Source organism: Vreelandella stevensii S18214 (assembly GCF_000275725.1).
Lineage (GTDB): Bacteria > Pseudomonadota > Gammaproteobacteria > Pseudomonadales > Halomonadaceae > Vreelandella > Vreelandella stevensii.
Map to the genome: position 1 here is coordinate 290,835 of NZ_AJTS01000040.1, position 11,819 is coordinate 302,653.

An 11,819-nucleotide genomic window follows, 5' to 3' on the forward strand; every position below is an offset into this window, starting at 1 on the left:
TCCTTAAAGCATGATGTGCGCGACGACGGCGGAGCCGATGAACGTGCCGGTGAACACCAGCAGCGCCACGATGACCAGCTTCCAGCCAGTCTGGCGGAACATGGCAAACTCACGGCCGGTCAGCGCCAGCCCGGCGTAGGCCAATACCGGCGTCACGACCGCCAGGAAATTCACCGCCGCCAATTGCGATACGATCCAGGCGCTCCCCGGAAACGAGGGTAACGTGACCAGAATGCTCACCAGGGATACCCAGGCCACGCTGGGCAAGTAGAAAGGGCACAGGCGACCAATCACCAGCCCAATAATCACCAGCCCGTAAAGAATCAGCATACCCGGCAGCGCTTCCAGCAGCGGCGCACCGTTGACGGTATTGCTGAACCAGGCCGCCACGCAGACCGCTGCCAGCACCAGGGCGGTCTTGCCCAGCTGGTTTTCCGGGCGCAGCTCTTCCAGCGCGCCCTTGTCCAGAGATTCTGTGGTCATGTCATTAGCCTTCATGTTGCGTCTCCTGGCGGTTACCGGTCAGGCGCTTGTACATCCACTCGGTGACGGGCAGCGCGATAAACAGGGAGATATACAGCCCGGTGGCATAGGTCAGCAGGTTACTGGCCCCGGCAAAGGCCAGCAGCTCATCCCGAGAGGCCGGCACTGCTTCGGCGAGGGCGGCCGAACACGCCGCGACCATGCTGCCGCTACCCACCCCACAGGCCATGGCAAGCGCGCGAACATCCAGAATGTCCAGCGAAGCGATATAGCCCGCCATCAGCGCGAAGTAGAGCGTGCCAAACATGGTGCCCACCACGTAGACGCCCATGATGCCGATCCCTTCCGGGCTGCGCAGGCCATAACGATCCGAAATGATGGCAATATTGGGCTCACGGGCAATCGAATAGGTGGCACCGACCGCTTCACGGCCCATCTTCAGCACCAGCACCGCAAACGGCAGCGCCAGCAGCATGGTGCCCAGGTTGCCCAGCTCCTGAAGGATCAGCGCAGGCCCGGCGGCGATGATCTGCTCGATGGCAGGACCAATGGTAGAGCCAAATTTGGCGATGAACGGCAGAATAGCGATCAGGATGATGGGCCCGGCCGCATGGCTGACCGGCTTGGGAATGACCTTGCCCATCGCCGAAAACAGATGCGGATTGAGCAGCACGCCGATCACGAAGGCGTAAAGCAGAGGGAGTAGCAGCAGCGTTCCTGGCCCTAGCGGCATGCGTAAGATGCCTATCCATTCCGACAACATCGACGTCACGATCACCGTGAGGTGCAGACGCCAGTCCAGCAGCAGTTTGAGATCCATGGGAGTGGTCCTGTTTTTTTTAGAGTCACTCCGAGTATCGAAAGGTTACTGTTCCAATCATAGCGATTTTGTGCGCTACTTTTTAGAACACCCAAGCGAATAAACGCTTGGCCAACGCACAGCATTCGTTGGCCTGCGCCAGATAGCGACAGCGGCGCCGAGTTGGCTCTATACTCAAGCACGACTAAAGTCTAACAACTTAACAACACCACACTTTCGAGGTCCGCTTAGAAAATCTATGCCCATTTCACTGCCCCTACGCCGCCTCTGGACGCTGGATAAGTTCGCCTACAGCCTGAGGGTCTTCATCGCCTTCAGCGGCGCTTTGCTGTTGAGCGGGCTAATGGGCGACGTGGCCCTGGTGATCCCGCTGTTTCTCGGCATCATCGCCTGCGCGCTCTCGGAAACCGACGACAGCTGGCAAGGGCGGGCACAAGCCCTGGCGGTCACCCTGCTGTGCTTTGCCTCGGCCTCGTTCGTGGTGCAGTGGCTATTCCCCTGGCCGTGGCTCTTTGCCGTGGGGCTGGCAGTCTCCACCTTTACGCTGATCATGCTGGGCGCCATTGGCCAGCGCTACGCCACCATTGCCTCGGGCACGCTGATTCTGTCGATCTACTCCATGATCAACATCGAGCAGCACGGCGGAGTGGATGAGGACGTGGCGGCACGCCAGCTGCTGCTGCTGGGCGGCGCGGCCTGGTACGGGGCAATTTCCGTGGTCTGGTGCGCGCTGTTCTCCCGTCAGCCGGTCAAGCAGAGCATGGCACGGGTGTACAAGGCGCTGGGGGAGTTCTTGATCCTGAAATCGGCGCTTTTCGAGCCTGTGCGCGGGGTCGATGTGGAAGCCCGACGCGTGGCGCTGGCCCGCCAGAACGGCCAGGTGGTGGATGCCCTGAACCAGGCCAAGGAGATGATCTTTCGCCGCCTCGAAGGCCAGCGCGGCAGCCGCAAGCTCAACCGCTACCTGCAGATCTACTTCATTGCCCAGGATATCCACGAGCGGGCCAGCTCCACCCACTACCCTTACAGCGCGCTCACCGATGCGTTTTTCCATCACGACGTGCTGTTTCGCTGCCAGCGCCTGCTAGACCAGCAGGGCCGTGCCTGCCGTCAGCTGGCCAAATCGCTGCTGCTCAATCGCCCGTTCAGTCACGAGCAGAGCGAGCAGGCGCTAGCCGATCTGCGCGCCTCCATCGAGAACCTCCGCGAACGCGGCAAGCCCGAGTGGCGGCCCCTGATTCGCCCGCTGACCGCCCTGGCCGACAACCTCACCACCCTGGAAACCCAGATTGCCAGCGCCCATAACCCTGCCGCCAACGAAGAGCGCCGCGATAGCGCCCTCTACGACCGCTCGCCCTCCAGCCTGCTGGAAGCCTGGAAGCGCGTGCGGCTCAATTTCACGCTGGGCTCGCCCACCTTTCGCCATGCGGTACGCCTGACCACCGCCCTGCTAGTGGGCTATGGGCTGCTGCAGTGGCTGGACCCCAAACAGGGTTTCTGGATACTGCTGACCACGCTGTTCGTGTGCCGCCCGAATTTTGCCACCACGCGGCGCTTTTTATCTCAGCGTATCCTCGGCACGGTGCTGGGCCTGACCGCGGGCTGGATGTCGATCAGCCTGTTTCCCCAACCGCTGGTCCAGAGCATGATCGCCGTGGTGGCGGGGGTATCCTTCTTCGCCAATCGGGAAAAGCACTACGTGATTGCCACTGCCTCCATCACCCTGCTGGTGCTGTGCAGCTTCAATCAGGTGGGGGATGGCTTCGATCTGATCTGGCCCAGGCTGTTCGATACCCTGATTGGCTCGCTGATTGCCGGGCTGGCGGTGTTCTTTATCCTGCCGGATTGGCAAGGGCGGCGGCTCTACCGTGAGGCGGGCAAGGTGCTGACCAACCATCGTCACTACCTGGACGAGATCGTGCACCAGTACGAAGAGGGCAAGCAGGACGACCTGGCCTACCGCCTGGCCCGGCGGAATGCCCACAACGCCGATGCGGCGCTCTCGACCCTGCTGACCAATATGCTTCACGAGCCAGGCCACTACCGCAAACAGGACGCCGACAACGGCCTGCGCTTCCTGGTGCTCTCCAACACGCTGCTCAGCCACCTTTCGGCGTTAGGTGCGCACCGTCATCGGCTGGCCGACGACGAAGACGACGCCACCCTGGTGCCGCTGGCCAAACGCATCAGCGCCCTGCTGGAACAGCTGGCCACACAGCTGGACAGACGCCTGCCGGTGGAGCCGCTGGCCGCCCAGGCCCAGGAGCTGCTGGCCCTGCTGGAAGAGCAGAGCAATACGCTGGATGAGAAGACCATGACCCACTACCGCCCCATCCAGAGCCAGCTGCGCCTGATCGCCGAGCAACTGGGGCCGCTCAGCGAGGCGGCTGGGCGACTGGTGGCGCCCGGCAGCCTTCAAGCCGACGCGGCTGGAGCGCTACGCTAACTCTCGCACACCGGCCTCTTACACCTGCAGCCTCACACCGGCCTTCACACCTGCCCGTAGCGCCCGGCGGCTTCGCCCAGCCAGCGGCGCACCAGTACCGCGGTGACTTCGGCGTTGCCCTGGAGCGCCTGGGCCAGGGCGGTGACCCGCTCCAGCTGGTCGGCATCGCGCTCCAGGTCGGCGATTTTCATCTGGGCGAGGCCGGTCTGGCGGGTGCCGAGCACTTCGCCGGGGCCGCGAATTTCCAGGTCTTTTTCGGCAATGCGGAAGCCGTCGGTGGTTTCGCGCATCACGCTGAGCCGCTCTCGGGAGCTTTTGGACAGCGGCGCGTGGTAAAGCAGCACGCAAAAACTTTCTGTGCTGCCGCGCCCTACTCGGCCGCGCAGCTGGTGAAGCTGGGAAAGCCCCAGGCGCTCCGGGTTTTCGATGATCATCAGGCTGGCATTCGGGACATCCACGCCGACCTCGATCACCGTGGTGGCGACCAAAAGGTCCAGCTCGCCGGTCTTGAAGGCCTCCATCACTTCGGCTTTTTCGGCGGCCTTCATGCGCCCATGTATCAGCCCAATGGCCAGCTCCGGCAGCGCCTGGGTGAGCTCGTCCCGCGTGACTTCCGCCGCCTGGCACTGGAGCACTTCGGACTCTTCGATCAGCGTGCAGACCCAATAGGCCTGGCGGCCATCACGGCAGGCATTGCGGATACGCTCGACCACTTCCGGGCGGCGCTCGTCCGACACCACCACGGTCTTCACCGGCGTGCGCCCCGGCGGCAGCTCGTCGATCACCGACACGTCCAGGTCGGCGTAGGCGCTCATGGCCAGGGTGCGGGGAATCGGCGTGGCGGTCATGATCAGCTGGTGAGGCGTCAGCCCACCGGCCTCCCCCTTTTCACGCAGGGCGAGGCGCTGGTGCACACCAAAGCGGTGCTGTTCGTCGATGATCGCCAGCCCTAGGCATTGGAAATGCACATCGTCCTGAAACAGCGCGTGGGTGCCCACCACCATCCGCGCTCGGCCATCGGCGATGGCGGCCTTGGCATCCAGCCGCGCCTTGCCTTTCAGTTTGCCCGCCAGCCAGGCGACATCGATACCCAGTGGCTCGAACCATGCCTTGAACGAACGATAGTGCTGCTCGGCGAGAATTTCCGTGGGCGCCATCATGGCCGCCTGGCAGTTGCCCGCCAGCGCCGAGAGCGCGGCCATGGCCGCCACCACCGTCTTGCCCGACCCCACATCCCCCTGTACCAGCCGCAGCATGGGCGCTGGGCCTGCCAGGTCGAGGGCGATCTCCTCCAGCACGCGGCGCTGGGCACCGGTGAGGGCAAACGGCAGCTGCGCCAGAAAGCGGGTTTGCAGGCTACGCCCGGAGGGCAGCGTCGGCGCGCCATCGGCCTGAATGCGCAGGCGCACTTCCCGCAGGCTGAGCTGGTGGGCCAGCAGCTCTTCCAGGGCGAGCCGCCGGGTGGCGGGGTGAAGCCCCTGGGCAAGCTGCTCCAGATCCACGTCCGGTGGTGGCTGGTGCAAGAGCTGCAGGCTGGCATGCAGCCCCGGTAGCTGGAAGCGCTGGCGCAGGGTGTCGGGGATCACGTCCGGCAGCGTTTCAGGGGCTTGCGCCAGCAGGCGCAGCGCCTGCTGGGCCAGGGCCCGCAGACGTGCCTGATGCAGCCCCTCCGTGGTCGGGTAGATGGGCGTGTAGTACTCCTCCACCGGGGTGTCACTGCTACCGCTCAGGCGATACTCCGGGTGGTAGATTTCCAGCCCCGTGGCCCCTGCCCGGGCTTCGCCGAACGCACGCACGGTGGCACCGGGGCGCAGCTGTTGCTGCTGAGCCGGAGAGAAGTGAAAGAACCGCAGGCTCAGGATGCCGCTCCCGTCGCGCAGCCGCACCAGCAGGCTGCGCCGCCGCCCCTTGACCACGTCGCTGGCGGTCACTTCCCCTTCCACCACCGCCTCCTGGCCCGCCCGCAGATGGCCTATCGGCGTCAGGCGCGTACGGTCCTGGTAGCGCAGCGGCAGGTGAAACAGCAGGTCGCTGACGCGCTCGACCCCCAGCCGCGCCAGCTTGATGGCCAGCGCGTCGCCTACGCCCTTGAGCGCCGTGACCGGAGCAGCCAGTTCACTCATGAGTCCGTATGGGCCTTGTGGTCCGGTTGCTGGCACTGGCCAATCGCCTGGGCCAAGGCATCGATGGCCTTGGGCCTGGGGAAGCTTGCGCGCCAGGCAATCGCCACCGTGCGCGAAGGCGCAGGCTCCACGAAGGGACGGCTGACCAGCATGGCGTTTTCGTACTGGTCGGTGCCCAGCGCCGACTGGGGCAACACGGTAATGCCCAGCCTGGAGGCCACCATGTGGCGAATCGTTTCCAACGAGCCGCCTTCGGCAATCAGGGTGTTGTTGGGGCTGTTCAGCTTTTGGGTGATGGCCGGGCAGGCTTCCAGAATCTGGTCGCGGAAGCAGTGGCCTTCCCCCAGCAGCAGCAGGCGCTCTTCCAGCAGGTCTTCCTTGTGGATGGCTTCACGCGCTACCCACGGATGGCTGGCGGGCATCAGCACTTCGAAATGCTCATCGTAGATCGGCTTGGTAACTACATCGGTTTCGGTGAAGGGCAGCGCCACGATGATCACGTCCAGCTCGCCATTGCGCAGCTTGGCGCGCAGCGTACCGGTCATGCCCTCTTCGATGTACAGCGGCATCTGTGGCGCAGCGTTGGCCAGCGCAGGCACCAGATGGGGAAACAGGTAGGGCCCAATGGTGTAGATGGCGCCAATGCGCAGGGGGTTGGCCAGCTGGTCCTTGCCTGCCTTGGCCAGTTCGAAAATCAGCCCACTCTGTTCCAGAACGCGCTGCGCCTGCGCAACGACCTTTTCACCCAGTGGCGTTACCTGTACGGTGGACTTGGAGCGCTCGAACAGCGCCACTTCCAGTTCGTCTTCCAGTTTTTTCACTGCCACCGACAGAGTGGGCTGTGAAACGTGGCAACGTTCAGCGGCACGGCCAAAATGGCGCTCTTGTGCAAGGGTTACGATGTAGCGTAGTTCTGTTAAAGTCATGGTGGTGCCAGTGGCATCCTCTCGTTGCAGCTCGTGACTGGTAATCGTAATTAGCGAGATGGAAAAGGACAGACAAGCCCTATTGAAGATGGCACATCTCATAGGGACTTTGTATCTAATAGGGAATATTTATCAAGAGGGGTGAGCAAGGTGAAGCTAACGGTACTGATTATCGGCTGTGGAGATATCGGCGTCACGCTTGGCAAGGAGCTGCTGGACGAAGGGCACCGCGTGATCGGCGTGCGCCGCCAGGCCGATGCACTGGCCAACACGGGCATCGAGCCGCTGGCCCTGGACCTTAACGACCTGGAAGGGGCACCTGCCAACGCCTTGCCCAGCGCAGACTACGTCATTTACACCGTCAGCGCCGACCGTTTCGAAGAGAGTGCCTATCAAAGCGCTTACCCGGACGGCCTGAAACGTGTGCTGAGCGTGCTGGAGCAGCACGACACGCCGCCCAAACGGATCTTCTTCGTCTCTTCCACCAGCGTTTACGGCCAGCAGGAAGGCGAAGTGGTCAACGAAGAGAGCCCCACCAGCTCCACCAGCTTCTCCGGCACCCTGATGTGCGAAGCCGAACAGGCGCTGCTCAACCACCCGCTGCCTGGCACCGTGGTGCGTTTTTCAGGTATTTATGGCCCGGGGCGTGACCGCCTGATTCACCAGGTGGCAGAAGGCCGCATTGCCGCCGTGACGCCGGTGATCTACTCCAACCGGATTCACCGCGACGACTGCACCGGCATCCTGGCGCACCTGATTCGCTGTCAGGAGAGCGGTACGCCGCTGGCAGACCTGTACTTGGGCAGCGACTGCGAGCCGGTGACCATGCACAACGTGATGGCATGGCTGGCGAAACAGCTGAAAGTGGAGTCCACCGAGACCATGCAGTCCCCCCTGCGCCGACGGGCCAGCAAGCGTTGCGACAACCGCCGTATTCGTGAAACCGGCTACACCTTCCGCTACCCCAGCTACAAGGAAGGGTATCTGCAGGTGCTCAAGGAAGGCGGGTTTCTGGAACTTCAGAAAGCCTGACGCTATCGCGTAACTCACTAGCAAAAAGCGAGCCCCACGGCTCGCTTTTTGCTGTGCTGTGCCGTACCAGGCCTTGGCGTTAGTCGCCAATCACCATGACCGCTTCGGCTTCTACCTGGCTGCCCTTGGGCAGCGCCTTCACGCCCACCGCCGCACGGGCCGGGAACGGCGTGGAGAAGAACTCCTCCATCACCTTGTTGACGATGGCGAAGTTGTCCAGGTCCACCAGGTAGAGGTTGAGCTTGACGATATCGCTCAGCGAGCCCGCCGCCTCTTCGCACACTGCCTGCAGGTTGGCAAACACTTGACGCGCCTGGGCTTCGAAGTCGTCGGAGACCAGCGCCATGGTGTCCGGGTCGAGGGGAATCTGGCCCGACAGATACACCGTGTTGCCCGCCTTGATGGCTTGTGAATAGGGGCCAATGGCCGCCGGGGCTTTCTCGGTGTTGATAACCGCTTTATTGCTCATTATGTCTCTTGCTCCTGTAAGAATGCATCGATGGATGATGATCGCCACGGCTGACGCCGCTAGCCTGACGGGCCAGCGGCGGGTACCGGGTCGTTTTAATTGGCCGTACGGGTAATCTTGCCGACGTTGGGGAGGTTGCGGATCCGCTTGATGATCCGCGCCAGATGGACTCGCCCTTTCACCGACAGGGTCAGGTTGACCGTCGAGAGCCGTGCGTCACGCTCTTCGATGCCGATCCGCTCGATGTTGGCGTCCGCATCGGTCACCAGCCCGGCCAGCTCGGCGACCAGGCCACGGCGGCTTTCGATCTCGATGCGCAGGGCCACCGGGAAGTCTTCGTCGATATTTTCCGACCACTCCAGAGCAAACAGCTTTTCTGGGTCGTTCTTGCGCTCGGAGAGGTTCTTGCACTCACTGCGGTGCACCACCAACCCCTTGCCCACAGAGAGGTGCCCCACCACCGGGTCGCCCGGCAGCGGGTGGCAGCAGCGCGCAAAGTTGATCACCATGCCTTCGCCGCCGCTGATGACCACTGCCTTGTCGCTGTTGTCGGCCAGCGTCTTGTCGAAGCTCTCGCCGTGGGCCACGTCCACCAGCCGCCGAGCCACCACGTGGGCCATACGATTGCCCAGCCCCATCGACTCCAGCAGCGCATCCATGGAGCTGGCATCCAGCTCTTTCAGCGCCTGTTCGAACACGCTCTCGTCCAGCTCTTCCAGGCTGGTCTCGAAGGGGGCCAGGGCCTTGTTGAGCAAACGGCGCCCCAGCATGATGGCTTCTGCCTGCTGCTGGTGCTTGAGCGCGTGACGGATGGCCGAGCGCGCCTTGGCGGTGGTAACGAAATTCAGCCACGCCAGGTTGGGGCGCGCGCCCGGCGCGGTGATGATTTCCAGCGTCTGGCCGCTTTCCAGCCGTGTCGAGAGCGGTGCCAGATGGCGGTCGATTCGGCAAGCAATGCAGTTGTTGCCGATATCGGTGTGCACGCTATAGGCAAAATCGATCACCGTGGCCCCCTGGGGGAGCTCCATGATGTCGCCTTTGGGCGTGAACACGTAGATATCATCCGGGAACAGGTCGTTCTTGACGTGCTCGATGAACTCCAGCGAGTCCCCCGCGTGGCGCTGCATCTCCAGCAGCCCCTTCACCCAGGCGCGGGCGCGGGCGTGGCTGCCTTCGGCAATCGGATGCGCGGTCTGGCCAGCCTTGTACAGCCAGTGGGCAGCGATGCCGTTGTTGGCCATGGCTTCCATTTCGCGGGTGCGGATCTGCACTTCGATGGGCATGCCACGCTGGCCGAACAGCGTCGTGTGCAGGCTCTGGTAGCCGTTGGCCTTGGGAATCGCGATATAGTCCTTGAAGCGCCCGGGTACCGGCTTGTAGAGGTTGTGCACCACGCCCAGAATCCGGTAACAGCTGGCCACGTCTTCGGTAATGATACGGAACCCGAAGACGTCCATGATCTCGGCAAACGGCTTGCGCTGGTCGCGCATCTTCTTGTAGATCGACAGCAGATGCTTCTGGCGGCCAATCACCGTGCCCTGCAGCGCTTCGTCGTCCAGGCTCTGCTGTAGCGAGGCCTGGATTTCACGCATGGCGCTGCGGCGGTTGCCTCTAGCGCTGGCCACCGCACGCTTGATGCGCTCAGCCCGCATGGGGTGGATCGCCTGGAACGAGAGATCTTCCAGCTCCACACGAATGGTGTTGATCCCTAGCCGCCCCGCGATACGGGCGTAGATTTCCAGGGTTTCCCGGGCAATGCGGCGCTTCTTGTCGGGCCGCAGGGCCCCCAGAGTGCGCATGTTGTGCAGCCGGTCGGCCAGCTTGACGATGATGACGCGGATGTCCCGCGACATCGCCAGCACCATCTTCTGGAAATTTTCCGCCTGGGCAACGGCCTTGTCTTCGAAGGTGATCTGCGTCAGCTTGGAGACGCCATCCACCAGCTCGGCCACCGGCTTGCCAAACTGGGCGGCCAGGGCTTTCTTGGAGACGCCAGTGTCTTCGATGACATCGTGCAGCATGGCGGCCATCAGGCTTTGATGGTCCATGTGCATGTTGGCGAGAATGTTGGCCACCGCCAGCGGGTGGGTCACGTAGGGCTCGCCCGAGCGACGGCGCTGGCCGTCGTGGGCCTGCTCGGCGTAATAGAAGGCGCGCTTGACCTGCTGGATCTCGTCCGGGGGTAAGTAGCCGCCGAGTCGGTCGGCCAGGTCATCAATGGTGAACATGTACCGCGCCCCTGATCGGTGCTAGCTTAGTCGTCGATTTGAGCGCTGGGCGTCATGGCAGGACGCGCCCGCACCGGCGCTTCGACCGGCTCATCCAGAACCGTATGGTCGACCAGGCCTGCGGCGATCTCACGCAGCGCCATGACGGTCGGCTTGTCGTTTTCCCAGGGCAGTTGGGCATCACGGGAGCCACGCGCCAGCTGACGGGCACGCTGGGTAGAAATCATCACCAGTTTGAAGCGGTTTTCTACGTTTTCGAGACAATCTTCGACGGTTACGCGAGCCATGGAGCCATCCTGTAATAACGACGCCGGGCCGGCAGAGCTGAAAACGCCGCCGACCCAGCGAAAAAAGTAGTCATACGACCTGCTAGATTACTCGACGCTAGGCGCCTGTGACAAGAGCGCAGACAGCAGGGGGGCGTGACGCTGCTGCATGGTGGCCAGGGTCAAGCGGTGGCTGATCACCAGCGACTGCAGTTCCTGCAACGCCGTGGTGAAGTCATCGTTGATCACCAGGTAGTCGTATTCATCGTAATGGGACATCTCACTGACGGCATCACGCATGCGCCGAGCGATCACCGCGTGCTCGTCGGTACCCCGGCTCGACAGGCGGCGCTCCAGCTCACTGCGCGATGGCGGCAGAATGAAGATCGACACGGCGGAGGGCATCTGTTCGCGAACCTGGCGCGCGCCCTGCCAGTCGATTTCCAGAATCACGTCCTGCCCGGCATCCAGCCGCGTCTGCACGGCCTGACGTGACGTACCGTAGTAATTGTCGAAGACTTTGGCATACTCAAAGAAGTCGCCGCGGGCAATCATGGCTTCGAACTCGGGAATCTGCGTGAAATGGTAGTTCACGCCGTCCACCTCGCCTTCACGTTTGGCGCGGGTGGTGTGAGACACCGATACCTGAATGCCATCCAGGCTCTCTATCAGCTCGCGAACCAGGCTGGTTTTACCCGCCCCAGAGGGGGCAGAAACGATATAAAGCGTACCCTGGGACATGCAGCGCTTCCCTTGTTGATCAGAAATGGGCGTGGATGACGGCCTACGCCAATAGCGCAGTATCGCATACCCCTGGCAGGGACTGTAGGGGTTCAAGAACACCACACGGAGGTCACCATGCGCGCACTCTTCTTCCTGCTCCTGCTGGTCGGGGTTGGCGTTGCCATCTACAAGGATGTCATCGTCATCCCGCGTCACTGGGCGCCCTGGGCACCGCTGCACGTGGACGACCCGGTCACGCCGGTCACCCAACTCAAGCTCAAGCGCCTCAACGACGACCGTGAG

10 protein-coding genes are annotated in these 11,819 nt (G+C 62.9%); 2 read left to right on the forward strand and 8 right to left on the reverse strand.

Going from position 1 to position 11,819, the window contains the following annotated elements; translation table 11 throughout:
• Positions 1 to 3: 3 nt before the first annotated feature.
• Together HSS18214_RS0111755 and HSS18214_RS0111760 are read right to left on the reverse strand one after the other, a co-directional pair.
• Positions 4 to 498: a hypothetical protein gene (locus HSS18214_RS0111755; RefSeq protein ID WP_016915494.1), complete on the reverse strand. Its 495-nt coding sequence runs from the start codon at positions 496 to 498 to the stop codon at positions 4 to 6.
• The gene (locus tag HSS18214_RS0111760; RefSeq protein ID WP_016915495.1) at positions 488 to 1,303 is read right to left on the reverse strand and encodes a DUF3100 domain-containing protein; all 816 of its coding nucleotides are present in this window, start codon (positions 1,301 to 1,303) and stop codon (positions 488 to 490) included. Before HSS18214_RS0111760 ends, HSS18214_RS0111755 begins: the two co-directional genes overlap by 11 nt.
• A 238-nt stretch (positions 1,304 to 1,541) precedes the next feature.
• Here HSS18214_RS0111760 and yccS point away from each other — a divergent pair, with 238 nt between their 5' ends.
• Positions 1,542 to 3,749, forward strand: coding sequence for a YccS family putative transporter (gene yccS, locus HSS18214_RS0111765; protein WP_016915496.1), 2,208 nt, complete (start codon positions 1,542 to 1,544; stop codon positions 3,747 to 3,749).
• 44 nt (positions 3,750 to 3,793) lie between these two features.
• Here yccS and recG read toward each other — a convergent pair whose 3' ends face one another.
• Both recG and HSS18214_RS0111775 read right to left on the reverse strand, forming a co-directional pair.
• Positions 3,794 to 5,872, reverse strand: a complete 2,079-nt coding sequence (gene recG, locus HSS18214_RS0111770; protein ID WP_016915497.1) for an ATP-dependent DNA helicase RecG — start codon at positions 5,870 to 5,872, stop codon at positions 3,794 to 3,796.
• Positions 5,869 to 6,798, reverse strand: coding sequence for a hydrogen peroxide-inducible genes activator (locus HSS18214_RS0111775; RefSeq protein WP_016915498.1), 930 nt, complete (start codon positions 6,796 to 6,798; stop codon positions 5,869 to 5,871). Before HSS18214_RS0111775 ends, recG begins: the two co-directional genes overlap by 4 nt.
• 150 nt (positions 6,799 to 6,948) lie before the next feature.
• Between HSS18214_RS0111775 and HSS18214_RS0111780 the strand changes: the two genes are divergently transcribed.
• Positions 6,949 to 7,830, forward strand: a complete 882-nt coding sequence (locus HSS18214_RS0111780; protein ID WP_026001903.1) for an SDR family oxidoreductase — start codon at positions 6,949 to 6,951, stop codon at positions 7,828 to 7,830.
• Positions 7,831 to 7,909: 79 nt separating this feature from the next.
• Here the strand turns inward: HSS18214_RS0111780 and ridA are convergent, their stop codons facing one another.
• The 4 genes from ridA to gmk all read right to left on the reverse strand — a co-directional run bounded on the left by ridA (position 7,910) and on the right by gmk (position 11,534).
• On the reverse strand, positions 7,910 to 8,299 hold the full coding sequence (gene ridA, locus HSS18214_RS0111785) for a deaminase RidA (protein ID WP_016915500.1): 390 nt from the start codon (positions 8,297 to 8,299) through the stop codon (positions 7,910 to 7,912).
• Positions 8,300 to 8,394: 95 nt separating this feature from the next.
• On the reverse strand, positions 8,395 to 10,527 hold the full coding sequence (locus HSS18214_RS0111790; RefSeq protein ID WP_016915501.1) for a RelA/SpoT family protein: 2,133 nt from the start codon (positions 10,525 to 10,527) through the stop codon (positions 8,395 to 8,397).
• 26 nt (positions 10,528 to 10,553) lie between these two features.
• Positions 10,554 to 10,814 carry a DNA-directed RNA polymerase subunit omega gene (gene rpoZ, locus HSS18214_RS0111795; RefSeq protein ID WP_016915502.1) on the reverse strand — a complete coding sequence of 87 codons (261 nt, stop codon included), beginning with the start codon at positions 10,812 to 10,814 and terminating at the stop codon, positions 10,554 to 10,556.
• Between the two features lie 87 nt (positions 10,815 to 10,901).
• A complete protein-coding gene (gmk, locus tag HSS18214_RS0111800) occupies positions 10,902 to 11,534 on the reverse strand; it encodes a guanylate kinase (RefSeq protein ID WP_016915503.1) in 633 nt (210 codons plus the stop codon).
• Positions 11,535 to 11,819 lie beyond the last annotated feature (285 nt).

Bases quoted from the DNA above. Each gene is read 5' to 3' on its own strand.
- HSS18214_RS0111755 (WP_016915494.1), bottom strand. From the start codon at position 498: ATGAAGGCTAATGACATGACCACAGAATCTCTGGACAAGGGCGCGCTG.
- HSS18214_RS0111760 (WP_016915495.1), bottom strand. From the start codon at position 1,303: ATGGATCTCAAACTGCTGCTGGACTGGCGTCTGCACCTCACGGTGATC.
- yccS (WP_016915496.1), top strand. From the start codon at position 1,542: ATGCCCATTTCACTGCCCCTACGCCGCCTCTGGACGCTGGATAAGTTC.
- recG (WP_016915497.1), bottom strand. From the start codon at position 5,872: ATGAGTGAACTGGCTGCTCCGGTCACGGCGCTCAAGGGCGTAGGCGAC.
- HSS18214_RS0111775 (WP_016915498.1), bottom strand. From the start codon at position 6,798: ATGACTTTAACAGAACTACGCTACATCGTAACCCTTGCACAAGAGCGC.
- ridA (WP_016915500.1), bottom strand. From the start codon at position 8,299: ATGAGCAATAAAGCGGTTATCAACACCGAGAAAGCCCCGGCGGCCATT.
- HSS18214_RS0111790 (WP_016915501.1), bottom strand. From the start codon at position 10,527: ATGTTCACCATTGATGACCTGGCCGACCGACTCGGCGGCTACTTACCC.
- rpoZ (WP_016915502.1), bottom strand. From the start codon at position 10,814: ATGGCTCGCGTAACCGTCGAAGATTGTCTCGAAAACGTAGAAAACCGC.
- gmk (WP_016915503.1), bottom strand. From the start codon at position 11,534: ATGTCCCAGGGTACGCTTTATATCGTTTCTGCCCCCTCTGGGGCGGGT.